This window comes from Mesorhizobium sp. B2-5-11, from assembly GCF_006440835.1.
In the GTDB taxonomy this organism is placed as follows: Bacteria; Pseudomonadota; Alphaproteobacteria; order Rhizobiales; family Rhizobiaceae; genus Mesorhizobium.
Map to the genome: position 1 here is coordinate 245,781 of NZ_VFUK01000005.1, position 23,641 is coordinate 269,421.

The 23,641-nt window shown below is 63.6% G+C and carries 24 protein-coding genes; 23 read left to right on the forward strand and 1 reads right to left on the reverse strand.

Features of this window, described 5'->3' with window-relative positions:
• Nucleotides 1-146 precede the first annotated feature (146 nt).
• From FJ490_RS17795 to FJ490_RS17850, 12 genes are read left to right on the forward strand one after another with little or no spacing between them, the layout of a single operon-like run.
• Nucleotides 147-803: a cytochrome c3 family protein gene (locus FJ490_RS17795; RefSeq protein ID WP_140496135.1), complete on the forward strand. Its 657-nt coding sequence runs from the start codon at nucleotides 147-149 to the stop codon at nucleotides 801-803.
• Nucleotides 787-3,762, forward strand: a complete 2,976-nt coding sequence (locus FJ490_RS17800) for a TAT-variant-translocated molybdopterin oxidoreductase (RefSeq protein ID WP_140728515.1) — start codon at nucleotides 787-789, stop codon at nucleotides 3,760-3,762. Before FJ490_RS17795 ends, FJ490_RS17800 begins: the two co-directional genes overlap by 17 nt.
• Complete coding sequence (gene nrfD / locus FJ490_RS17805; protein WP_140728516.1) at nucleotides 3,755-5,128, forward strand: NrfD/PsrC family molybdoenzyme membrane anchor subunit; 1,374 nt, start codon at nucleotides 3,755-3,757, stop codon at nucleotides 5,126-5,128. The genes FJ490_RS17800 and nrfD overlap by 8 nt, the downstream gene beginning before the upstream one ends.
• Nucleotides 5,125-5,652, forward strand: a complete 528-nt coding sequence (locus FJ490_RS17810; protein WP_140518005.1) for a DUF3341 domain-containing protein — start codon at nucleotides 5,125-5,127, stop codon at nucleotides 5,650-5,652. The genes nrfD and FJ490_RS17810 overlap by 4 nt, the downstream gene beginning before the upstream one ends.
• On the forward strand, nucleotides 5,649-6,185 hold the full coding sequence (locus tag FJ490_RS17815) for a cytochrome c (protein WP_140728517.1): 537 nt from the start codon (nucleotides 5,649-5,651) through the stop codon (nucleotides 6,183-6,185). Before FJ490_RS17810 ends, FJ490_RS17815 begins: the two co-directional genes overlap by 4 nt.
• A complete protein-coding gene (locus tag FJ490_RS17820; RefSeq protein WP_140728518.1) occupies nucleotides 6,182-7,312 on the forward strand; it encodes a hypothetical protein in 1,131 nt (376 codons plus the stop codon). The genes FJ490_RS17815 and FJ490_RS17820 overlap by 4 nt, the downstream gene beginning before the upstream one ends.
• On the forward strand, nucleotides 7,305-7,805 hold the full coding sequence (locus FJ490_RS17825; RefSeq protein WP_140672492.1) for a hypothetical protein: 501 nt from the start codon (nucleotides 7,305-7,307) through the stop codon (nucleotides 7,803-7,805). The genes FJ490_RS17820 and FJ490_RS17825 overlap by 8 nt, the downstream gene beginning before the upstream one ends.
• The gene (locus tag FJ490_RS17830) at nucleotides 7,802-8,554 is read left to right on the forward strand and encodes an SCO family protein (protein ID WP_140518008.1); all 753 of its coding nucleotides are present in this window, start codon (nucleotides 7,802-7,804) and stop codon (nucleotides 8,552-8,554) included. The genes FJ490_RS17825 and FJ490_RS17830 overlap by 4 nt, the downstream gene beginning before the upstream one ends.
• Nucleotides 8,551-9,510 (forward strand): cytochrome c oxidase subunit II, encoded by a 960-nt coding sequence (coxB, locus tag FJ490_RS17835; protein ID WP_140518009.1) that lies wholly within the window; start codon nucleotides 8,551-8,553, stop codon nucleotides 9,508-9,510. The genes FJ490_RS17830 and coxB overlap by 4 nt, the downstream gene beginning before the upstream one ends.
• On the forward strand, nucleotides 9,507-11,150 hold the full coding sequence (gene ctaD / locus FJ490_RS17840; RefSeq protein WP_140518010.1) for a cytochrome c oxidase subunit I: 1,644 nt from the start codon (nucleotides 9,507-9,509) through the stop codon (nucleotides 11,148-11,150). The genes coxB and ctaD overlap by 4 nt, the downstream gene beginning before the upstream one ends.
• Nucleotides 11,147-11,788: a cytochrome c oxidase subunit 3 gene (locus FJ490_RS17845; RefSeq protein WP_140522225.1), complete on the forward strand. Its 642-nt coding sequence runs from the start codon at nucleotides 11,147-11,149 to the stop codon at nucleotides 11,786-11,788. Before ctaD ends, FJ490_RS17845 begins: the two co-directional genes overlap by 4 nt.
• Before the next feature lie 5 nt (nucleotides 11,789-11,793).
• Nucleotides 11,794-12,048 carry a cytochrome C oxidase subunit IV family protein gene (locus tag FJ490_RS17850; RefSeq protein WP_140522223.1) on the forward strand — a complete coding sequence of 85 codons (255 nt, stop codon included), beginning with the start codon at nucleotides 11,794-11,796 and terminating at the stop codon, nucleotides 12,046-12,048.
• A 28-nt stretch (nucleotides 12,049-12,076) separates the two neighbouring features.
• Here FJ490_RS17850 and FJ490_RS17855 read toward each other — a convergent pair whose 3' ends face one another.
• A complete protein-coding gene (locus FJ490_RS17855; RefSeq protein WP_140728519.1) occupies nucleotides 12,077-12,514 on the reverse strand; it encodes a GFA family protein in 438 nt (145 codons plus the stop codon).
• A gap of 232 nt (nucleotides 12,515-12,746) precedes the next feature.
• On the opposite strand from FJ490_RS17855, the gene FJ490_RS17860 reads away from it, so the two are divergent.
• The 11 genes from FJ490_RS17860 to FJ490_RS17910 all read left to right on the forward strand — a co-directional run bounded on the left by FJ490_RS17860 (nucleotide 12,747) and on the right by FJ490_RS17910 (nucleotide 23,612).
• The gene (locus FJ490_RS17860) at nucleotides 12,747-13,055 is read left to right on the forward strand and encodes a hypothetical protein (protein WP_140522219.1); all 309 of its coding nucleotides are present in this window, start codon (nucleotides 12,747-12,749) and stop codon (nucleotides 13,053-13,055) included.
• A 100-nt stretch (nucleotides 13,056-13,155) separates the two neighbouring features.
• Nucleotides 13,156-14,691 (forward strand): sugar ABC transporter ATP-binding protein, encoded by a 1,536-nt coding sequence (locus FJ490_RS17865; protein WP_140728520.1) that lies wholly within the window; start codon nucleotides 13,156-13,158, stop codon nucleotides 14,689-14,691.
• The gene (locus tag FJ490_RS17870; RefSeq protein WP_140728521.1) at nucleotides 14,688-15,680 is read left to right on the forward strand and encodes an ABC transporter permease; all 993 of its coding nucleotides are present in this window, start codon (nucleotides 14,688-14,690) and stop codon (nucleotides 15,678-15,680) included. Before FJ490_RS17865 ends, FJ490_RS17870 begins: the two co-directional genes overlap by 4 nt.
• Nucleotides 15,677-16,705, forward strand: a complete 1,029-nt coding sequence (locus FJ490_RS17875; RefSeq protein ID WP_140686452.1) for an ABC transporter permease — start codon at nucleotides 15,677-15,679, stop codon at nucleotides 16,703-16,705. Before FJ490_RS17870 ends, FJ490_RS17875 begins: the two co-directional genes overlap by 4 nt.
• Nucleotides 16,706-16,808: 103 nt before the next feature.
• Nucleotides 16,809-18,029: a sugar ABC transporter substrate-binding protein gene (locus FJ490_RS17880; protein ID WP_246672629.1), complete on the forward strand. Its 1,221-nt coding sequence runs from the start codon at nucleotides 16,809-16,811 to the stop codon at nucleotides 18,027-18,029.
• 65 nt (nucleotides 18,030-18,094) lie between these two features.
• Nucleotides 18,095-19,384: a histidinol dehydrogenase gene (gene hisD, locus FJ490_RS17885; protein ID WP_140563985.1), complete on the forward strand. Its 1,290-nt coding sequence runs from the start codon at nucleotides 18,095-18,097 to the stop codon at nucleotides 19,382-19,384.
• A 23-nt stretch (nucleotides 19,385-19,407) separates the two neighbouring features.
• Nucleotides 19,408-20,451, forward strand: coding sequence for a LacI family DNA-binding transcriptional regulator (locus FJ490_RS17890; protein ID WP_140728522.1), 1,044 nt, complete (start codon nucleotides 19,408-19,410; stop codon nucleotides 20,449-20,451).
• On the forward strand, nucleotides 20,444-21,061 hold the full coding sequence (locus tag FJ490_RS17895; RefSeq protein ID WP_140728523.1) for a hypothetical protein: 618 nt from the start codon (nucleotides 20,444-20,446) through the stop codon (nucleotides 21,059-21,061). Before FJ490_RS17890 ends, FJ490_RS17895 begins: the two co-directional genes overlap by 8 nt.
• Nucleotides 21,033-21,908: an N-acyl homoserine lactonase family protein gene (locus tag FJ490_RS17900; protein ID WP_140518016.1), complete on the forward strand. Its 876-nt coding sequence runs from the start codon at nucleotides 21,033-21,035 to the stop codon at nucleotides 21,906-21,908. The genes FJ490_RS17895 and FJ490_RS17900 overlap by 29 nt, the downstream gene beginning before the upstream one ends.
• Nucleotides 21,908-22,846, forward strand: a complete 939-nt coding sequence (locus FJ490_RS17905) for a 3-hydroxyacyl-CoA dehydrogenase (protein ID WP_224680317.1) — start codon at nucleotides 21,908-21,910, stop codon at nucleotides 22,844-22,846. The genes FJ490_RS17900 and FJ490_RS17905 overlap by 1 nt, the downstream gene beginning before the upstream one ends.
• Nucleotides 22,847-22,862: 16 nt before the next feature.
• Nucleotides 22,863-23,612, forward strand: coding sequence for an SDR family oxidoreductase (locus FJ490_RS17910; protein ID WP_140496113.1), 750 nt, complete (start codon nucleotides 22,863-22,865; stop codon nucleotides 23,610-23,612).
• Nucleotides 23,613-23,641 lie beyond the last annotated feature (29 nt).

Genomic DNA, 23,641 nt, shown 5'->3' on the forward strand with positions numbered 1-23,641 from the left:
TCCCGCATGGTTGCGATCGGCCGCGGTTTTCGAGGGTGCTCCTAACTCACCATTTTGTGAGCATTCCGCGCCGACGGAACCTTTGTCGCTTTGCCGCCGTTAGGCGCTCGATCCAAAAGCTTGTTCCAAGCGAAAAATCGGCGAGGATGCCGCAGGTCTTTTCCAGCAACGCCAATGGGATTGCCCGCTTCTTTCTGTGGGGTGTTTGCTGTTTCGCGCTTCTGGCGGCCGTCGGCGGCACGGCGTTTTTGCGTTCAGGGTTCGTTACCGGCGTGGGGCAACCGGTGGCCCAGGCCGTTCCGTTCAGCCACAAGCATCATGTCGGCGATATCGGACTGGACTGTCGTTATTGCCACAACGGGGTCGAGACATCAGCCTCGGCGGGGCTGCCGGCGACAGAAGTGTGCATGACCTGTCATTCGCAGCTCTTCACCAATGCCGAGATGTTGGCGCCGGTGCGCGCAAGTCTCGCTTCGGGACAGCCGCTGCAATGGCAGCGGGTCAATTCGGTGCCGGATTTCGTTTACTTCAACCACTCCATCCATATCGCGAAGGGCGTCGCCTGCGAGACCTGCCATGGCGCGGTCGACGACATGCCGCTGACGCGACGGGCGCATTCATTGTCGATGGAATGGTGCCTTGGCTGCCACCGGGACCCAGGTCCCAACCTTCGCCCGCCGCGGGACGTTTTCCTGATGCACTGGAAGCCGCCTGACGACATCGAGCAGATCCGGCGTTCCCTGATCGGCGTGCTCGACATTCATCCCGAGACCATGACGGATTGCTATGTCTGCCACCGTTGACCGAAATCCGGCTTTCGATCTTGCGGCATTGCGGCTCGCCGCGGCGGGGCGCGAGCCATGGCGAAGCATGGGCGAACTGGCTGACACGGCGGAGTTCCAGCGCTTTGTGGAGGCGGAATTCCCCGCGATGGCCGATCGCCTTCAGCCTGGCTTCGACCGGCGCACCGTCCTGAAACTGATGGGTGCATCGCTGTCGCTGGCCGGACTGGCCGCCTGCAGCGAGGCCGAGAGCATCGTGCCTTATGTCCGCCAGCCGGAGAACATCATTCCCGGCCGGCCGCTCTACTACGCGACAGCCCTCTCCAGCGACGGCTACGGCATCGGAGCCGTGATCGAGAGCCATGAGGGCCGGCCGACAAAGGTCGAGGGCAACCCGGATCATCCGGCATCGCGCGGCGCCACCGATGCCGTCATGCAGGCGGCGGTGTTGTCGCTGTTCGATCCCGAGCGATCTCGCACGCCGCTCAAGCTGGGCGAGCCCGCAAGTTACGATGAGTTCCTGAAAGATATCGCCGAACTGGCTGGTGGATTCCTCGCTTCAGGCGGGCAAGGGCTGGCATTGCTGCTCGAGGCGACGACATCGCCGACGACGAAGGCGCAGATCGCGGCGCTGAGGGTGCGCTATCCCAGACTTCGCGTCTTCCGCCACGACCCGCTTGCGGCCAATTCCGGTGAACAGGCAACGGGTACATTGTTCGGCAGGCCGTTGACGGCGATCTACCGTTTCGACCGCGCCGATGTGATCGTCAGCCTGGATGCCGATTTCCTGGGCGATGGTCCGGGGCGCCTGGCCTATGCTCGTGATTTCGCGCAGCGGCGGCGGGTGCGCAAATCGACGGACACGATGAGTCGCCTCTATGTCGTCGAGACGACTCCCACCATCACGGGTGCTGCCGCCGACCATCGCCGAGCTATCAGGCCAAGCGCCGTCGCAAGCGTTGCGGCGGCGATCAAGGCCGCCCTCGATGGCGACAATGCCGCGGCCGGCTTGTCGCCGCTCGATCCGGAGTGGATAAAGGCGCTTGCCGATGATCTGCACAGTGCCGGCCGCAATGCGCTTGTGGTGGCCGGAGCGCACCAGGCACCGATCGTGCATGCCTTGGCCCTAGCGATGAATGCCAGGCTTGGTGCCCTTGGCAACACGCTGCAATTGATCGAGCCGCCTGATGCCATGCCGGTGGATGGCGATCTTGCCACGCTCTGCCGGGCCATCACGGATGGTTCGATCGACAAGACCGTCGTGCTCGGCGCCAATCCCTTGCACACGGCGCCATCGGACATCGATGCGCGGAAGGCTCTTTCGAGCCTGAAGCTTCTTGTCCACTGGGGACTCTACCGCGATGAGACGGCGTTTCTGGCTCGCTGGCATATCCCAGCCGCGCACGAGTTGGAGAGCTGGAGCGATATCCGGGCCTATGACGGTACGGTCTCGATCGTGCAGCCGCTCATAGAGCCTCTGTTCGGTGGCAAGAGCCTGCATCAGTTGCTTGCCGCGCTGGGCGGTGAATTCGGCCCCAATGCGCAGGCACCGGTGCGCCGGACGTGGGCCGCCATGGACGAGGTGGCCTGGCGCAAGGCGCTGCGCGAGGGCATCGTGCCGAACACTGCTGCTGGTCCCGCTGCCGTTTCGGCACCGCCGGATAGCGATGGCTCGGCACCCAATGCCGCCACCAAGGGGTTGGAGGTTCGCTTCGTCGCCGATCCCTGGCTTCGCGACGGCCGCCACGCCAATTCATCCTGGCTTCAGGAATTGCCCCGGCCGTTAAGCAAGCTCGTCTGGGGCAATGCGGCGCTGGTCTCGCCAGCCACCGCGCAGCGCCTGAGGCTCGAAAACGGGCAGGTGGTCAACCTGGCGCGGGACGGCAGGACGCTGGACGCACCCGTCTGGATCACGCCGGGACAGCCTGACGACACAGTGACGCTGTCGCTCGGTTTTGGACGCAAGGCCGGCTCGGTGGCGGCACTCGCGGGCGGCTACGATGCCTTCGCGATCCGGACCAGCGATGCGCCATGGTTTGCCGACGATGTCGTCCTGAGCCCGCGCGGCGGTTCGGCGCGTGTAGTCACGACCCAACATCATCAAGCGATGGAGGGCAGGGCGATCATCCGCCATGCTTCGCTCGATGCGTTCAGGGCAAATCCCCATTTCGTGCGCGACCACGCGCCCCCAGCGCCCGTGGAATCGCTCTACCCCGACTGGAGCTACGACCAGGAAGCCTGGGGCATGTCGATAGACCTGTCGGCCTGCATCGGCTGCATGGCATGCGTGTCGGCCTGTCAGGCCGAGAACAACATCGCAACGGTGGGGCCGGACGAGGCGGCACTCGGACACGAAATGCACTGGCTGCGCGTCGACCGCTACTATGCGGGCGGGATCGACGATCCGGACATGTTCTTCCAGCCAGTGCCGTGCATGCATTGCGAGAAGGCCCCCTGCGAGGTCGTCTGTCCGGTCAATGCGACCATCCATACGCATGACGGTCTGAACGCGCAGGTGTACAACCGCTGCATCGGCACGCGCTACTGTTCGCAGAACTGTCCCTACAAGGTGCGGCGGTTCAATTTCCTGGAGTACCAGGAGTTCGACAATGACAGCGCGGGACCGGAGCAGGCCGTCCACAATCCCGATGTCACCGTGCGTTCGCGCGGCGTCATGGAAAAATGCAGCTACTGCGTACAGCGCATTTCGCAAAAACGGATCCGCGCCCAGATCGAGAACCGGGAGATCGAGGACGGTGAGATCGTCACCGCCTGCCAGCAGGCGTGCCCGACAAAAGCCATCACCTTCGGCGATCTCAACAGGAAGGATTCGCAGGTCGTCCAGGAAAAGGCCTCGCCACACAATTACGCGCTGCTCGAAGAACTGAACACAAGGCCGCGCACCACCTATCTGGGCAAGGTCAGCAACCCTAACGACAGGCTCGCCGCGACATCCGGCTCGGAGGGCGGCGATGGCTGACGTGGCCGCCCGCAGGACGAGCAAAGGCGTGACACCTGTGCTGCGCGGGCGTCACGATTTTCCAGAGATCAGCGGCCGTATCAGCGCGGTGGTCCTGCAAGGGAAGTTGCCGCGGTTCTTCTGGTCGGCGTTCTTCGTCTGCTTCGCCTTCGTATTACTGTTCCTCTATTCCATCACCTACCTGGTCTCGGTCGGCGTTGGCGCCTATGGGGTCAACATTCCCGTGGTCTGGGGCACGATGATCTCGAGTTTTGTGTGGTGGATCGGCATTGGCCATGCCGGTACGCTGATCTCGGCGGTGCTGCTGCTGCTGCGCCAGCCCTGGCGCGCCTCGATCAACCGCTTCGCCGAGGCGATGACGCTGTTTGCCGTGGCGATGGCCGGCCTCTACCCTATCCTGCATCTTGGCCGGCCGTGGTTCTTCTATTGGCTCCTGCCCCTGCCCAACACCCACATGCATTGGCCACAATGGCGCAGCCCGCTGGTCTGGGACTTCGCCGCGATTTCCACCTACGCCACCGTCTCGCTGCTGTTCTGGTACACGGGATTGCTGCCTGATCTCGGCGTGCTGCGCGACCGGGCGAAGTCGCGTGGCGGGCAACTTTTCTACGGCGTCCTCGCGCTTGGCTGGCGCGGCTCGGCCTATCATTGGGCGCGCTATCGGACGGTCTATTTCCTGATGGCGGCGCTTGCGACACCGCTGGTCGTATCGGTGCATTCGATCGTCGCCCTCGATTTCACCTTCGCCATAGCGCCGGGCTTCCATTCGACGATCTTTCCGCCCTATTTCGTCGCCGGCGCGCTCCTCTCCGGCTTCGCCATGGTGCTGACCATCGCCATTCCTTTGCGCTGGGCATTCGCTGTGGAAGACCTGATCACGCCGCGCCACATGGACAACGCCGCCAAACTGATGATCGCGGCCGGCATGGTCGTCATTTACGGCTATACATCGGAAGCGTTCTTCTCCTGGTATTCGGGTGAGCCTTACGAGCGCGCGATGATGGTCCAGCGCGCCGTCGGCCCTTATGCGCCGCTGTTCTGGACCATGCTCTTCTGCAATTGCGCAGTGCTGCAACTGCTTTGGTTTCGCCGTGTGCGATCCAATATGCCGCTGCTGTTTTCGATCGCTCTGGTCATCAACATCGGCATGTGGCTGGAGCGCTACATCATCGTGGTGACCGGCCCGAGCCGCGACTACCTGCCGTCGTCCTGGGGCGAGCAGTCGCTGACCTGGCTCGATTTCGGCATCCTGTTCGGATCGATCGGCACCTTCTTCGCGCTGGTCTTCCTGTTTATCCGCATCCTGCCGGCGATAACCATCTTCGAGGTCGAGGAACTGGCCGAGCAGAAAGGCGGCGCGGCATGAGCGTCCATGGCGTCATCGCGGCTTTCGCCGATCCGGATGCGCTGACCAGGGCGGCGCAAGCGATGCGCGACAAGGGGTACCGGCATATGGATGCGTTCTCGCCGTTCGAGGTGCACGGCCTGACAGACATATTGGGCATGCGAAAGACACGGCTGCCATGGGTCATGCTGGCGGGTGGCGTCGCCGGCGGCGTGCTGGTCTATGCATTGATCCTTTATTCCGTCGAGATCGACTATCCGGTCAATGTCGGCGGCCGGCCGCTGCATTCCTGGCCGCCGTTCACGGTCATCGCCTTCGAAGCCGCGATCCTGGCCAGCGTGTTTGCCGGCTTCTTCGGCATGCTGGCCGAGAACCGGCTGCCGCAATATTATCACCCCGTCTTCAACGCCGAGAGCTTCACCTACGCGAGCGGCGGCAAGTTCTACCTGCTGATCGAGGCCACCGACCCGAAATACCGCAAGGGCGTCACCAAGGGGCAACTGACACGGCTTGGCGCCGAGACGGTCGAAGAGGTGGCGATATGAACCCGCGGCTGCTTTTGCCGGTTTGCCTGCTCCTCGGCGCCTGCAAGCAGGACATGGCCGACCAGCCTCGCTACGATCCGCTCGAAACCAGCAGAGAGTTCGCCGACGGCATGTCGGCAAGGACACCGGTCGAAGGCACGGTGACGCGCGACGCCGACCTGGCGGCGACGCCGGACAAATTCCCGTACCCGATCACCATGGCGCTGCTTCAGCGTGGGCAGCAACGCTTCGATATATTCTGCTCTCCCTGCCATGGCCGCACCGGCGACGGGCACGGGATGGTGGTCAGGCGTGGTTTCCCGCCGCCTCCGACCTACCATCAAGATGCGCTGCGCAAGGCGCCGGACCGGCATTTCTACGACGTCATCACCGACGGTTACGGTGCGATGTATCCCTATGCCGCGCGTGTCGAGCCGCGGGACCGCTGGGCGATCGTGGCCTATATCCGGGCGCTGCAATATTCGCGACATGCTGCGGCCGGCACGCTGCCCGAATCCCTTCGCGCGAAACTCGATGCCGAGACGGCACGATGAAGCGCGTCCCCCGGCCCGACGACCACTTCGTCCTGCTGCTCGCAGCCGCCGCAGGGCTCTCTCTGTGCGCGGCCGGGCTGTTCGTCGCCCCGCGCGCGACACTGGCCGGCTGGCTGACGATGGCGGTGTTCCTGCTCGGATTGCCGCTTGGCGCAATGACCCTGCTCATGGTGCACGGCCTGACCGGCGGGCGCTGGGGCGACGCGTTGCGGCCGCCGCTGCGGGCCGCCGTCGCGACCTTGCCTGTCGCGCTGCTGTTGATGCTGCCGGTGCTTGCGCGGCTCGATCTGGTCTTTCCCTGGGCAGGAGCCGGCCCGGCCGCGCTGACGGAAGCGTTGCGCCAGAAAATGACCTATCTCAACGTGCCATTCTTCGTCGTTCGTTTCATCGTCTATGCTGTCGTCTGGCTGGCGCTGGCCTGGCTTGTACTTGGCTGGACGGCGCCCGGTTCGGCCGCAAGCAGGACCGGCGGCGGCTACGCCATCGGGCTCGTCGCGCACGGCTTTGCCGTGACGGTGTTTGCCATCGATTGGATGATGTCGATAGAGCCGGATTTTTCCTCCACCATCTATGCGATGCTCGAAGCGGCGGCCGAGGTCGTCGGCGTGTGCGGGCTGGCGCTGGCGGCGCTCTCGGCCGGCCGTGCGATCGAGTCGGCGCCGGGTGTCGAGGAGGACGTGGCGCTCGGCGAAGACCTCGCCAACATGATGTTCGGCTTCATGCTCATCTGGGCCTATCTGGCATTCATGCAGTGGCTGGTCGTCTGGGGCGGCGACCTGCCCGACGAAATCCATTGGTATGTCATCCGTGGTCGAAATGGCTGGCAGTATCTGCTTTGGCTGCTGATCGCGCTGCAATTTGCCTTGCCCTTCGCCGGTTTCCTGAACCGCTCCGTCAAGCGCAGCCGCGTTGGCCTGATAGGGCTCGGCGCGTTCCTGCTGGCCGGACATTTCGCCGATGTCGCCTGGCGCGTCCGGCCGGCTTTGTCCGCCCTCGGTGCAGGAGTGTCGTGGCCGGACCTCGCGGCAATGGTCGGCGCGGGCGGCATCTGGTTCGGGTGCTTCATCTATATCTGGACCAGGCCTGATCGCATCGTCGTCTGGCGCGGGAGGCTGGCCCGTGGCTAAGGTCGTGCGTCATCCCGAAACACGCGATGTCTGGCCGAGGGCGCTCGTGCTCATTGGCCTCGGCCTGCTTGTCTTCCTGGCGCTCGCCGCGCTTGGGCTGAGACTGATTTTCGATACGGCCCCGTTCTGGCCACTTGCGGGCACGCAGATGAACGGCAGCGCCGCAGGTCCCGCCTTGCAGGATTTCCCCGGGGCCGATCTTGCCGTGTTCCGTCAGCAGGAAGATCGTGAACTCGGCATGCTTGCATGGGTCGACCGCAATGGTGGCATCGCGCGCATTCCGATCGACGACGCCATGAAGCTGATCGCCGCGCAGGGACTGCCGGAGGCGGTAACGCCCGCTGCGGCCGGTGAGGACTGCGCCTTGCTCGAAGGCCAGGTTCCGCGCGCGCCGCAGGCCGGCATTTGCCGCGCCCGAGCGGACGCGGCGCAGCCAAACGCCAGGGCGCCGCAGCAGGGCCAGGCCGCACCGGCCATGGGGGCGAGGCCATGAGGCGTTTGGTCCTGCCGCTCGTGCTCCTGGCTGCAATGACCGCCAGCGTGCGCGCGCGGCCGGTTTTCGAACCGCAGATCGGCGCGCAGCTCAGCCTCGACACAGTCTTCCGCGAGGCTTCGGGCGGACGGCAGACGCTTTCCGGCATTCTCGGCGGGCGGCCGGCGCTGCTCATCTTCGGTTACGACAAATGCCCCAACCTCTGCGGCGTGACCCAGCAGGCGGTTGCCTCGGATCTGAACAAGACCGGCCTCGATCCCGCGACCTACCACGCTCTCTTCGTCTCGATAGATGCTTCCGAGACCGTCGCGGATGCGGCGTCCATCCAAGCCGAAGTCGGGCGGTCCGCCGGTCAGGCAGGGTTGTCCGCGTGGCGCTTCTTGACCAGCGAGGATGGCGCTGGCGCCGCCCTTGCCGTGGAGGCCGGCATCACATTCGACCGGCGCGACCGGATCTCGCAATATGTCCACCCGATCGCGGTCATCGCGCTGACGCCGCAAGGCCGCATCGCGCAAGTACTTCCGGCGCTGAGTTTCGAGCCGCGAGATCTCAGGCTTGCCCTGGTCGAGGCGTCGGCCGGGCGGCTTGGCTCCATCGCCGATCACGTCTTTCTGCTGTGTGCCGGCTTCGATGCATCAAAGGGCCAGTACACGCCAGCGGTCTGGGCAGTCGTGAAGGTGACTGGCATGGCGACGCTGCTTGGCCTTGGCGCCACCATCCTCGTTCTGTCGCGAAGGAGGCCGATTTGACGTTCGGCATCCCTTTTACGCCGCCGCAGGCCTCCTCGATTGCCGGCAGTGTCGACGCCCTGTTCTACGTGCTGCTTGCCTTCACCGTCGCGCTGGGCGTCTTCCTGACCAGCCTGGTCGTTTTCTACGCCATCAAATATCGCGCCGGCTCCAAGGTGGAGCGAACGGGGGAGCGTGCGCGCAGCACGCCGCTCGAGGTGACCTGGACAGTCGCCAGCCTGCTGATCGCTTTCACCATCTTCGGATGGGGAGCCGTGCTGTTCCTGCGCCGCGAACACCCGCCCCTTGACGCACTCGAGATCGCCGGCCTTGGCAAGCAATGGATGTGGGAGTTCCGTCATCCTGGCGGCCAGCGTGAAATCAACGAACTGCATGTGCCGGTCGGCAAGGCGGTGATCGTGTCGCTGGCATCGCAGGACGTGATCCACTCATTCTTCGTACCTGCCTTCCGGGTCAAGCAGGACGCGGTGCCGGGGCGCACCACGCATGTCTGGTTCATCGCCAGCGAGCCCGGGCGGTATCATTTGTTCTGCGCGCAATATTGCGGCACCCAGCATTCGGAGATGGGCGGCTGGGTGACCGTGATGCCGCCGCAAGAATATGCGGCGTGGCTGGGCAACCAGGGCCAGGGTGAAACGCTTGCGGCCGACGGCGAAAAACTCTTCCGCGCGCTCGGCTGCTCCGGCTGCCATGGCAATTCCAGCAAGGTGAGGGCGCCGGATCTGGCTGGGGTCTTCGGACGGCCGGTGGCCTTGGACAATCAACAGACCGTCATTGCCGACGACCGCTATTTGCGCGATTCCATCCTCAATCCGAAGAAGGAGATCGCCGCCGGGTATGAACCCGTGATGCCGAGCTTTGACGGCCTTGTCGACGAGCAGGAGCTACAGATGCTGCTGGCATATCTCAAATCCCTGTCGCCGCGAGCAACCAGGGAAAGCGGGGCGACCCAATGAGCAGGCAAGCCTTGGCGCCTTCGAGCTATCTGCATGGGGAGGCCGGACCTGCCGCCTGGCTCTTGACCACCGACCACAAGCGCGTCGCCTGGCTCTACCTGATGTCGCTGACGGCGTTCTTTTTTCTTGGCGGTGCCTTTGCCGTGATGATCCGGATCGAACTCGCGTCGCCTGCGGGCGATCTGGTGTCGGACGATGTCTATAACAGGCTGTTTTCCCTGCATGGCATCATCATGGTGTGGTTCTTCCTGGTGCCGTCGATCCCCGCGACGCTCGGCAATTTCCTGCTGCCGCTGATGATCGGCGCGCGCGATCTCGCTTTTCCGCGGCTCAATCTCGCCAGCTGGTACGTGTTCATCTTCGGCAGCGCCTTTGCCCTGGCCGCGGTGCTCGCCGGCGGTGTCGACACGGGTTGGACCTTCTACACGCCGCTCTCGACGCTCTATGCCAACGGCTTCGTTTCGATGGCCGCGCTGGGTGTCTTCATCGTCGGCTTCTCGACGATCATGACCGGCATCAACTTCATCGTCACCGTCCACACGTTACGCGCGCCGGGGCTGACCTGGTTCAGACTGCCGATCTTCGTCTGGACGATGTATGCGACCGCGCTGGTCATGGTGCTGGCGACGCCGGTGCTGGCCGCCTCGCTGATCCTGATCGTGCTGGAGCGTGCCTTCGGTATCGGCATCTTCAATCCCGCGCTGGGCGGCGACCCGCTGCTGTTCCAGCATCTGTTCTGGTTCTACTCACATCCCGCGGTCTACATCATGATCCTGCCCGGCATGGGCGTGGTTTCCGAAGTGCTGCCCTGCTTCAGCAAGCGCCCGCTGTTCGGCTACAAGGCGGTGGCGATGTCTTCGATGGCGATTGCCGTGTTCGGCTTCCTGGTCTGGGGTCACCATATGTTCGTATCAGGCCAGTCGGCCTATGCCGGCATCGTGTTCTCGTTCCTGTCGTTCTGCGTCGCGATCCCCTCGGCGATAAAGGTGTTCAACTGGACGCTGACGCTGCGCAAGGGCGAAATCACTTTCGAGACGCCCATGCTTTATGCGCTGTTTTTCCTGGCGCTGTTCACTTTCGGGGGGCTGGCCGGCCTGTTCCTGGCCGCTCTCGCCGTCGACGTCCACGTTCATGACACCTATTTCGTCGTGGCGCATTTCCATTACATCATGGTCGGCGGCATGGTGACGGCCTACATGGCGGGGTTGCATTTCTGGTGGCCGAAGATCACCGGCCGCGTCTATTCCGAAACCTGGGGCCGTATCGCCGCGACCGTGACCTTCCTCGGCTTCAACCTGACTTTCTTCCCGCAATTCGTGCTCGGTTTTCTCGGCATGCCGCGGCGCTATCACACCTATCCGCCGGAGTTTCAGTTCTGGCACGTATTGTCCTCGGCCGGCGCGGTCGTTCTGGCCGTCGGCTATCTTATGCCGCTGCTCTATCTCGGCTGGTCGCTGTTTCGCGGGACGCGGGCGCCGGCCAACCCGTGGGGCGCGACCGGCCTTGAATGGCAGACGGCTTCGCCGCCGCCCCCGCATAATTTCGACACCATGCCCGTGGTCAGGCGGCCGGCCTATGACTATGCCATGAAAGGCCTGAGGCACGAGACGTTCAGCCCGCACAGGGACGAAGCCTCATGAGCGGGCCGACCGAAAGCATTGCCTTCGATACACGGGCCCGCGAGAAGGCGGCCGATGCGTTCGGCATGTGGATTTTCATCGGCTCCGAGGCGATGCTGTTCGGCGCGATCGTGCTGGTGTTCCTCTACGCCCGATTGAGCTATGGCGCGGCATTCGCCGCGGCGTCGCAACATCTGTCATTGCCGCTCGGCACGCTGAATACGGCGGTTCTGATCACCAGCAGCTTCGCGATGGCGCTTGCCCATATGTTCACGGCTGCCCGGCGTTGGCGGCCCGCCTTCTGGGCCTTGATGTCCACGAGCCTGCTTGGCTGCATCTTTCTGGTGATCAAGGCCGTCGAATACAGCAAGGAATTCAGCGAGGGCCTGGCGCCGGTGCTCGGCGCGCCGTTCCGCTTCGCAGGCCCAGATCCGGCCCATGCCGAATTCTTCTTCGCGCTCTATTTCGCCATGACATCGCTGCACGCGCTGCATCTGATAGGCGGCATCGCGGTGATTGCCGGCATGCTGTTGCTCTGGCCGAGGACCGCGCAGGCGAGCCGGGCGCGCCGCGTGCAGGCGATCGGACTCTACTGGCATTTCGTCGACATCGTCTGGGTGTTCCTGTTCCCGGTCCTCTATCTGATCAACCGGGCCTGACGACGATGAGCGACCTCGCCAAGCTCACATTCGCCTATCTCGCGCTGCTCGCCTTGCTGGCGCTTACCGTCGGCTCTTCGTTTGTCGACCTCGGTGGGTTCAATTCCGCGATCAACCTTGCCGCGGCGGCTGCCAAGACAGTGGTGATCGCGCTGCTGTTCATGCATCTGGCGGGCGAGGGCATCCTCCCCAGGCTCGCGGTCGCGGCGGTGGGCCTGTGGCTGGCCATTCTCTTTGGCCTGACCCTGATCGGGCAATAGCCTGCGGGGCCTAGTGTGGCGCGCGTCATCAACGGTCACGCGGATTGCCCAAGGCTGGATCGCGGCGCCTCGTGTAGTCGTCGACGCGGGGCAAGCCGTCGGCCATGTCGATGAATGGCAGGCGCATATCCCAATAGGCCTGTGCCTGTGGCGGAAACCGCTCCGGCGCGTCCATGAAGCCGATCGAGACATAGAGTTCGTCACGCAGGCCTTCGTCGGCATAGAAGATCGAGGTACCGCAATCGGCGCAGAAGGAGCGGACGACTCCCTTCGTCTTCGAAAAGGTCTTAGGCTTCCCGGCGGTCAGCTTGACCTGGTGCGGACGATAGCCGATCCAGATGGTCATCGGTCCGCCGATCGCCCGCCGGCAATCGTCGTCATGGTCGAAGCAGATCCAGAAGGGCTCTCCTTCCATCACCGCCGTGACGGCACCGCAGAAACAATGTCCGCGCTCGATGCGAGCCATGTTGCTGCCCGTTGTCAGAGACTGTCGGTCGTCAGGACGGCGCTTCCGCTGCGGTCGAGCATGAATTTTCTCCGAAGCTGTTGGGGGATCTGATCCTGCGGGGTCAACGCAGCGCCGCCAAATTGGTTTCCGGCCATAGGAGCGGCGGCGGATTCAAATCTGCGCTTCCGGCCTAGCCGCTGGAACCTGCCGGTCGAAACCAGGTTATGACTGTGCCAAAGGAGGACCGGCCATGACTGGAAGCGAAAATCGCCGCGAGACTGGTGCCACCAAATATCCGGCCAGGAGCGACGGCGATCCCGCCGATTCATTCTCCCAGGACGCCGCAGGCAACAAGCCGCCGGCGTCCGGGCAAGGCCTGACGCGCCCTTCAGGCGAGGTGAATGAGAAAACGCATCAGTCCGAGGGGCAGAATCCATCCCGGCGGGCGCCCCCCGACCAGCCGCCCAGAAAAGGCGCCGGCTCAGCCACTTCTGAGCACTCAAAAGACGGCCAAGTGCCGCCCGGAGGCCGGGAGCCTGGTGCGTTCGACAAGGAATGAACGATTCACAATTGACAAGCCGGCGGTGCTTGTGGATTAGTGAGAACGTTCTCAGAGAACGTTCTCACCGCTGCGGCGGACTTACCTTTTGGGAGGAGGTATGGGTACCGACGAGATCCGGCTGGCTGTTCGCATCGCGAATATTGCAAAATCCTATGGACCCACAGTCGCACTCGATTCCGTCTCCATTGATCTGCGGCCAGGGGAAGTCCATGCGCTGTTGGGCGAGAACGGCGCCGGCAAATCGACGCTCGTGAAAATCCTCAGCGGCGTCGTGACGCCTGACGGCGGATCCATGTCGATCTTCGGCAAGCCTTATGCGCCGCATGGCATCATCGATGCGCGGGCGCAGGGCGTGGCGACGGCCTTTCAGGAACTCAGCCTGCTGCCGAATCTCAGCATCGCCGAGAATCTCGTGCTGCCGAAAATGCCGAAGGGCAAGCTAGGTCTCGTCTCGCGCCGCACCGCCACGGCATCAGCTGGCAAGGTTCTTAACGACTACGCTCTCTCCCACTTTGATCCTGACACGCCCGTCGGCGTGCTTTCGCTTTCGGATCGTCAGCGGCTTGAGATCGTGCGCGCCTTCACCCATGCCTCGAAGCTCTTGATCCTCGATGAGCCGACGGCCGCGCTGGCGGACGTCGAATGGCTGTTTGAGCTCGTGCGCCGGCAGAAGAACCTGCAGACCGCCATCCTCTACATTTCCCACCGCCTCGGCGAGGTGCGCACCCTGTGTTCGCGCGCCACCATCCTGCGCAATGGCCGCAGCATCGGCACCGTCGAGTTGTCCGGCGCTTCGGACGAGAACATTTTCGAGATGATGGTCGGCCGAAGCGCGCGTGAGACGACCGCCTCGCAGCCTTTGGTCGCCGACACCGCGCCCGTCGCGCTCAGCGTTCGGGGCCTCTCCGGCGGCATTTTGCGCGACGTGTCGTTTGATGTCAGGCGAGGTGAGATCGTCGGCATCGCCGCGCTCGAGGGGCAGGGCCAACGCGACCTGTTCAGGATGATGATCGGCCTCTCCAAGGCGAAAAGCGGCGGCATCGAGATCGACGGCGTGCCCGCCCAGATCGCCAGCCCGGGCGCCGCGCTCCATTTCGGCAACGGCCTTGCCTACCTGCCGGAGGACCGCAAGTCGGAAGGGATTTTCGCCGGCCTCAGCACCGCCAGCAACATGGTGTTGCCTATCATTTCGCGTATCGCGCAGGGTGGCGTCGTCTGGCCGGCCAGCGAGCGTCGCATTGCGAAAAAAACCGCTGAGGCGGTCGAACTGCAGGAGCGCTATCTGCAGTTCAAGATCGATGAGCTTTCCGGTGGCAACCAGCAGAAGGCGCTTCTGGCGCGCGTCATGATGACGGGTGCGCGCACTCTACTGCTTTTCGATCCGACGCGTGGAGTCGATGTCGGAACCAAGCAGTCGATCTACGAGGCGATCCGGAAGTTCGCTGCCGATGGCGGCTCGGTGCTCTTTTACTCGTCCGAACTGCCGGAACTCGTCCATCTCGCGCATCGCTGCATGGTGCTCTATGGCGGCCGCGTCTTCGCCGAGTATCAGGGCGATGCCATCGATGAGCCGACTATCGTCGGCGCGCTGATCGGCCACGCTGCGGGCGCGGTGAATGGAGTGGCCGCATGACCGCGGTCCAGGCAAATCCCGCGCCCCGCCGCTCCGCGTTATGGAGGGCTGTCATCAGCGGCACCGGCATCGTGGCGATGATCTATGTCCTGCTTTATGCGCTCTACGCGTTCTGGCAACCGGATGCGCTTTCGGTCTACACCTTCACCGATCTCGTCAACAACTCGACGCCATTGGCGCTCGCGGCAGCGGGCGAGACGCTGGTCGTCATCAGCCGCGGCTTCGACTTGTCCGTCGCAGGCGTCGTCTCGCTGACCAATGTGCTGATGGCGGTCTATCCGTTCGGTGGTCCGGGCGGTGCGCTGGCCAGCCTCCTGATGTGCTGTGCGATCGGTGGTGGCGTCGGCGCAATCAACGGCATTCTCGTGGCCAGGCTTGGATTGCAGACCATCGCGGCGACGCTCGGCACGATGATCGTCTGCCAGGGACTTGCGCTGGTTATCCTGGACGCGCCTGGCGGTATGGTTGCCGACTTCGTCACCTATACGCTGACCGACACCCTGTTCGGTATCATCCCGATCGCCGGGCTGTTTCTGGTTGCCGCCATCGCGCTTTGGCTTGCCTTCCGGCGGACCAATACCGGTATCGGCCTCTATGCGATCGGCGCCGACGAGCAGTCGGCTCGCTTCTCCGGCGTGCCCGTGGCAGGGGTACGCATCACGGCCTTTGTCGGCGCCGGCATCCTCTACGGCGTCGCCGGCTTCATGCTGAGCGCCCAAACAGCGACAGGAAATCCGACAGCCGGCACGCCATTCCTGATGCTCACCTTTGCCGCGGTGGCGCTCGGCGGCACGCCGTTGAGCGGCGGCCGGGGCAGCCTCGTTGGCTCGATCCTCGGCGCCGGTACGCTGATGCTTTTGCAGAAGGTGCTTTTCTCGGGTGGGGTCTCGTCCTTCTACACCGGCATATTCCAAGGTTTCGTGTTGGTGCTTGCGATCGTGTTCGGCAGCGCCGTGGCGCGCCTGCTCAAGAAGGAAGAGATCCGGTGAACGCGCATAAGGACGTCGCAACGCGTTTCGAGGCCAATTCCGACCGGCGCGGCAGGCAAAGGCTCGACCGGGAGGTGGTCAATACGCTTGTCATGTTTGGGCTGAGTATCGTGCTTGTGGTGTGCTCGCGCTTCATCAGTCCGGCGCTGGGTTCCTGGGATCAGGTGCTGACGGTTCTTATCCTCGCGTCCTTCCTGATCGTCTTGTCGTTCGGGCAAGGGCTCGTCATCCTGATCGGCGGGCTCGACCTATCGGTCCCCGCCCTCATCACGCTCGGCGGCGTGTTGACGACGACCTGGATTGGTAGCGGCAACGCCGGCATCTGGTACATGCTGCCGGCCATCCTGGTCATTTGCGCGCTGGTCGGCACGATCAGCGGACTGGGAATTGTCTGGCTGAAGGTTCCTCCCTTCATCATGACCATGGCGACCTCGATCGTCGTGGCTTCGGTGGCGCTGGGCTATACCAGCGGGACGCCGCGCGGCGGTTCCCCGTCCGCCTTGCTGTGGCTGATGAAGGAATGGTTCCTCGGCGTGCCGCTGGTCATCTACTTCACCGTCGCTTTCATCCTGTTCGGCTGGTTCTTGCAGAACTTCACTGCGCTCGGCCGCCGGCTCTACGCCCTTGGCACCAACAGGAACGCCGCCCTCATCGCCGGCGTCGCTGTCAATCGGCTCGAACTCGTCCCCTATGCGATCAGTGCCGCTTGCGCAGGCTTCGTCGGGATGATGCTGGTGGGCTATTCGAACGGGGCGACGCTGAGGATGGGCGACAGCTACATGCTGCCTTCCATCGCTGCCGTCGTGGTCGGCGGCTCCTCGATCCTCGGCGGCAGCGGAACTTTCATCGGAACGGTTGGCGGCGCAATTCTTCTCACGACCCTTGGCACGGTTATCTCCGCCATCGGTCTAAGCGAAGGATGGCGCACCGTCATAGAGGGCGCAATCATTGTCGCCGCCCTTCTGGTGCTGCGCGGCGAATTCCTGGCCCATCTCGGAAATCGAATGCTGACGCGGAGGAAGTGACCACGCCTGTGCGTGAAATGCGTTTTGTCCAATTGTGAGAACGTTCTCACAAGCTCTGGTCCGGCACCTGCAAGGGCCAAATTCCAACGGGAGGTTGATCGAAATGAGGCTGTTAAAAAGACTGGGACTGGCCGCGTCGCTGACGCTTGCCACCGCCATGGGCGTTGGGGCGGTTGTCGACCATGCCCAAGCGCAGGACAAGAAGTTCAAGATATATCTGTCGCTGAGCTACAGCGGCAATTCGTGGCAGTCGGAGGCCGCGAACATCGTCAAGGCGTTGGCGCAGACGCCGCCCTACGACAAGACCGTGGAGCTGAAGGAAGTCATCTCGGGAACCGACCCCCAGGCTCAGATCTCGGCCTATGAAAGCATGATACAGGCTGGCGCCGACGGCATCATCAGCTTCCCGATCTCGTCGACGGCGCTGAACCGCACCGTCCATCGCGGCTGCCAGAAGGGCGTGCTCTTCTTCATGTACGACGCCACGGTGACCGAGCCTTGCGCCTACAATGTCAGCTATATCACCGCAGGCTTCGGCGAGAATACCGCCCAGGCCTTGGTCAACATCCTGGGAGGCAAGGGCAAGATCTTCCTGAGCCGTGGCGTCCCGGGCAACTCGGTGGATAAGCGCCACACCGATGGCGCGATGCACATTTTCAACCAGTATTCCGGCATCAAGGTCGTCGCGGAATACTACTCCTACTGGGATGACCGCACCACGCAGCAGGAGACGGCCAAGGCTCTCGCTGCGCATCCCGATGTTGACGGCATCTGGGCTCAGGCAGGCGAATATGGCGCCGTTCAAGCGCTGCTCGACAAGGGCAACAAACTGGTTCCGATGACCGGCGAGAACTCGGACGGTTTTCGTCTCGGACTGGCAGACCCGAAGATGCAAGGCATGGGTCTCAAGGGTGTGTCCGCCGGTTCGCCGCCTGCTACGTCAGGCTATGCCTTCAAGCTGATGATGGAGATCCTGACCAAGAAGCGCGACCTGAAGCCGATGAACATCGAGTACCCGCTGCCTTGGGTGCCAGCGGATCAAGTAAAACCCTGCAAAGGCGATACCTTCGCCGACGGGTGCAATGTTTTCCCGTCCGACAAGGTCCCGAGTTCCTTCGTCACCGAGGTCTTCAATCCCGATTTGCTGCCGGAACTGTCGCTGCAGTCGGCGCTCGAGGGCAAGCCAACACCAGGAGCGACCATTCAGGCATTGCCCGCGGACGTGAAGCAGGCGCCCGATGCCCCTGGCATCAACTGCTCATCGTGCAAGGCTCCGGCCGACGAATACAAGCTCACCAAGATCGAGCCGACGGTAAAACCCTGACGATCAGCAATGCAACAGGTGGACGGCATCCTGCCGCCCACCTGACTCAACATAAGGATGAGAATATGCCGACTTTTCTGAAACGGGGCAGGGATCCCGAAGCTGTCGCCCAGAGCGATGCGGCCGTCCGGACGACCGTCGAGACGATCCTTGCCGACATAGAAAAGCGAGGCGATACCGCTGTCCGGGAGTTGTCGGAGCGTTTCGACAAATGGTCGCCGCCAAGCTTCCGGCTCAGCGACAGCGAGATCGAGCAGGCGATGTCCAAGGTGTCGGCAAGCGACATCGAGGATATTCGCTTCGCCCAGGCCCAGGTTCGCAATTTCGCCGAGAAGCAGCGCGCCTGCCTCCAGGACCTCGAAGTGGAAACGCTTCCCGGCGTTGTCCTCGGCCACAAGAACATTCCCGTGGAAACAGTCGGCTGCTACGTGCCGGGCGGGAAATATCCGATGGTCGCCTCCGCGCATATGAGCGTGGTGACGGCCAAGGTCGCCGGCGTGAAGAAGATCATCGCCTGTGCGCCGCCATTCCAGGGCGGTCCGCATCCGGCTATCGTGGCCGCAATGCACATGGCCGGCGCGGACGAGATCTACGTTCTGGGCGGTGTGCAGGCCGTCGGCGCCATGGCGCTCGGAACCGAAACCATCGGGCGCGTCGACATGCTCGTCGGTCCTGGCAATGCCTTCGTCGCTGAGGCCAAGCGGCAATTGTACGGCCGTATCGGCATCGACCTGTTCGCCGGCCCGACCGAGACGCTGGTCATCGCCGACGACAGTGTCGACGGCGAGATCTGCGCGACCGATCTGCTCGGCCAGGCCGAGCACGGTCCGACCAGTCCCGCCGTGCTTCTGACAAATTCGGAGAAGCTCGCGCGCGACACCCTGACCGAGATCGAGCGGCAGCTGAAGGTCCTGCCGACCGCCGAGATCGCCGCCAAGGCATGGGCGGACTATGGCGAAGTGATCGTCTGCGCTTCCTATGAGGAGATGGTCGCCGAGGCCGACCGGATCGCATCCGAGCACGTCCAGGTCATGACGCGCGATCCGGACTACTTCCTCGACAACATGCACAATTACGGCGCTCTGTTTCTGGGAGCGCGTACGAATGTTGCCTATGGCGACAAGGTCATCGGCACCAACCATACGCTGCCGACCAAGAAGGCGGCCCGTTACACAGGCGGTTTGTGGGTTGGCAAGTTCATCAAGACCTGCACCTATCAGCGCGTCCTGACCGACGAAGCGAGCGCCATGATAGGCGAGTACTGTTCGCGCCTGTGTGTCCTCGAGGGATTCTATGGGCATGCCGAGCAGGCCAACATCCGGGTCCGCCGCTATGGAGGTCGCAACCAGGCCTAAGCCAGCGCGCCAACGGAGTTTTCATGTCGATCATCGCCCGCAACAAGAACAGCAAGCCCCGCCTGACCGTCAAGGATCTGGCGCGCGATCTCGGCATGTCTGTTTCGACCGTATCCAGGGCCTTTCACGCCGATGCCGTGATCGCCAAGGATACGCGGGACCTGGTGCTGAACCGTGCGAGGGAGATCGGCTATTCGCCGAACCCTTTCGCGCGCAGCCTCATCACCAAGAAGACGCGTATCGTGGGTATCGTCGTCGCGGACATCAAGAACCCGTTCTATCCGGAAGTGCTGACGCGGCTGACCACCGCCCTTCGTGCCATCGACATGAACGTGATGCTCGTCGCCGCCGACCAGTCGGGAGACGTCGACCAGGCGCTACGCCTGCTGCTCAACTACCAGCCAGATCTTGCCATCATCCTGGCGGCCACCCTGTCTTCGGCGGCCGCGCAGGAATGCCGTAGGGCCGGCACTCCGGTGATCTTTTTCAACCGACTCTCGGCCGACGACCACGCGTTCGGCATTTCCTGCGACAATATACTCGGCGGCCGCAGCATCGCCGACTATCTCGTCGATACCGGCCACCGGCGCCTGGCCTACATCGCCGCCTTGCCCGATGCCTCCACCAATGTCGCACGCCACAGGGGCTTCAGCGAACGCGCCGTCGAGCGTGGCCTCGCCGCGCCGATAGTTATCGAGGCAGGCCAGTTCAGCTATCACGCCGGCTACGAAGCGGCGCGCAAGCTGCGTGACCTGAAAGAGGTTCCCGACGGTGTCTTCTGCGCCAACGACATTCTCGCCATTGGCTTTCTCGACGGCGTGCGGCGAGAGCTGGCGCTCGGCGTGCCGGACGACATTTCGATCGTCGGCTTCGACGATATCGAGATGGCCCACTGGCCTTCGCACGGGCTGACGACCGTCCGGCAGCCCATTGACCAGATGCTCGAGGCCACGGTCAGCCTGGCGAAGGAATTGAGCACGAATTCCGGCCGGGAGCCGATCGTTCAACTAATCCCGCCCGGCGCGGTGATCGAGCGCGCGACGACGCGAAAAAGGCACCATGGCTGATATCCCGGGAAAGCGCTTCTTCGAGCGGGCGGTAAGCGTCCACCGCTATGACTGCGAGGTCGTCGCGGCGCCCCATGTCTCCGTCACCGGAAGCGAGGAACCCGTCGCCACCGTGAACGATGCCGCGTTGGCCGACGAAGCCATCGTCCGCTACGTCGTGGCAACCCGCCCCGTCTACGAAGGCCTGCGCCGGCTGATCGGCCAACTCGCTGGCCTGCTGGTCCTGGCTCAGGCCGGCGGACGCCGCGACGTGCTCGATCTGCCTGACATTCCGGTGGCCCGCGAACGGTGGACGGAGGTGGAGCAGCGGCTGGGCGCCTTGCACGCGCCGCATGGGCTCGAAAGCCATTGCGCGCGTCTGCGGGCCGCTCATGCAACGCTGGGCGAGGTCCTGGACGATTTCGGTTCGGCCCGACTGCGGCGCGACTGGCAGCAGGAGCTCGACCGGGCCGGGGAGAGGATCAAACGCGCCTACGCCGGGCTGCAGGCGGCGTCGGAACCGCGGGCCGGTATGACGCCGGTCGATTTCAATCACGCCTGCTGCAGCTGTGTGCAGCGCTGGCGACAACAGGGAGGAAGCAATGGGCCAATATTCGATCTGGGTGCTTGAGTACAGCTATGTCAGCAACTACCACAAGAGCGGGGTGCTCTACGGCGCCCACAACCAGGGTTACGTCAAGCTTCCTTACTGCTACGCGCTGATCAAGGGCAACGGTCGCGTCGCGATGGTCGATGTCGGCTACAACAACAAGGACTACGGCAAGCATCTCGCCGACAAATTTGGCGTCGAGAACTGGCACTCGCCCGACGCCGTTCTTGGCGAAATCGGCCTCTCGCCCAAGAACGTCGACACAGTTTTTGTCACGCACGCGCATTTCGACCATTTCGGCAATGTCGAGGACTTCCCGAATGCGACCTTCTACATCCAGGAGAGGGAGATCGCGAAGTGGGTCTGGGCGATGTCGCTGCCGGACCGCATGCGCTGGATGAACGTAGCCGTCGACCCCGGCGACATCGTGCGCGGCGTCGATCTGGCCCGTCAGAAGCGGTTGGTAACGATCGACGGATCGAAACAGGACGTCCTGCCCGACATCGATCTCCATGCCGCTTTTGACAGCCATACCTACGGGTCGATGTGGGTCACCGTGCGCAACGGCAAGGACGACACCTGGGTGCTGGCTGGCGATCTGGTCTACGTCTTCGATAACATCGAGGGCTCGGGAGCTGCCGTCGATATCGAGACGCTCTACGTTCCGGTGGGGCTTGCGGTCGGCAGCCAGACCAATCTCGTTCTCGCTACCGAGGAGATGATGAAGCAGGTGGGCCACGAGGCACGGCGGGTCATTCCCATCCACGAAGAGCGGTTGAAGGACCGGTTCCCATCCCGCATCACTCAGGATGGCCTGCGGATCACCGAAATTTGCCTCGCGGACGGCGAGACGTCACGGGTGCAATGATGGATGCAATCCGCAAAGTCGCCATTGTCGGTGCCGGACTGGTCGGCCGTGGCTGGGCGATCGTCTTCGCCCGGGCCGGCCATGATGTGACCATCTATGACGGCAGCGCCGACATCCGCGCCGCGGTGCTCGACAAGATCCGGGCCAGCCTTGCCGATATGCAAGAGGCCGGGCTGGTAGATGCCGTCGATGCAGTCATGCGGCGGCTGAACGTTGTCGATACGCTGGAGGGTGCGGTAGCGGATGCCGACTACATCCAGGAGTCGGTGCTGGAAGTGCGCGACATCAAGGAGGCGGTCTGTCTGGAGATTGACCGGGCGATGCGGCCCGACGCGGTCGTAGGCAGCTCCAGCTCCGGCATTCCGGCCTCGGCCTTCGCTGGGTCCTGTGCCAACCGCCGGCGTTTTCTTGTCGCTCATCCCGTCAATCCACCGCATTTGATCCCGTTGGTGGAACTGGTCCCGGCGCCCTGGACCGACGCGGAGGCCGTTGCGTGGCTGCGGGTGCAGATGGAGGCCGTAGGGCAGGCTGCCGTGATCGTGCGCAAGGAAGTCGAAGGGTTCGTCCTCAACCGGCTTCAGGGGGCATTGCTGAACGAAGCCTGGGCCCTGCTCGAGGAGGGCGTGGCAAGTGCCGCCGATATCGACCTTACGGTGTCGCATGGGCTCGGCTACCGGTGGTCCTTCATGGGGCCTTTCGAGACGATCGATCTGAATGCGCCCGGCGGGATCGCGGACTACGCGAGACGTCTGGGACCGCTCTACCATTCGATCGCCCTCGCCAGGCGCGATCCGGCCCCCTGGTCGGAAGGGCTGGTTGCCAAGGCCGAGGAAGCGCGCCGCGAAAAGTTGTCAGCATCCCAACTCGCCGAACGCAGCGCCTGGCGCGACCGCAATCTAATGGCGCTGGCCGCCCATAAGCGAAGCACCGGGGTTTGACACTCAGGAGACGGCCATGACAGCCACACTCACAGGCAAGGTTGCCCTGGTCACTGGAGCAACCGGCGGCATCGGCGCGCGGATCGTATCCAGGCTTGCTGCGGAAGGGGCTTCGGTTGTCATCGGCTACAACCGTTCGCGGCAGGCGGCCGACGATCTGGTTTCGTCATTGGCGTACGGCGATCACTTCGTCGCCGAGGCGACCGTGACGGACAGCGATTGCCTCGCGCGCCTCGCTGGTCAGATCGAGAAAAGCTTTGGCCGGCTGGATGTCCTGGTCAATTGCGCCGGGACAACCCGCTTCGTGCCACATCCGGACCTCGACAGCCTGGACGATGAATTGATCGACCGCATCTTCAGCGTCAACGTGCGCGGTGTGATTGCTGCGACGCGGGCCATGCGGCCGCTGCTCGACCGCACCGGCAGCGGGGTTGTTGTCAACATCTCGTCGATCGCAGGGGTCACCGCCATGGGCAGCAACGTCGCCTATTGTGCGTCGAAAGCCGCTGTCGATAATCTGACCAAGTCGCTGGCGCGTGCCCTAGCCCCGAGAATCAGGGTCGTTTCGGTCTCGCCCGGCGTGGTCGACACCGACTTCATCAAGGGCCGTGACGAATCCTGGCGGGACGAACAGGCAAACCGGACGCCGCTGGGGCGGCTGGGCACGCCCGACGATGTCGCCGAGGCGGTTTTGGCGGCTGCGACCCATCTCCGTTTCGTGACCGGCGTTATCATTCCGGTCGACGGCGGTCGGCCCCTGGCCTAGAGCCCGGGACAGGATCAGGTCGAACGGAC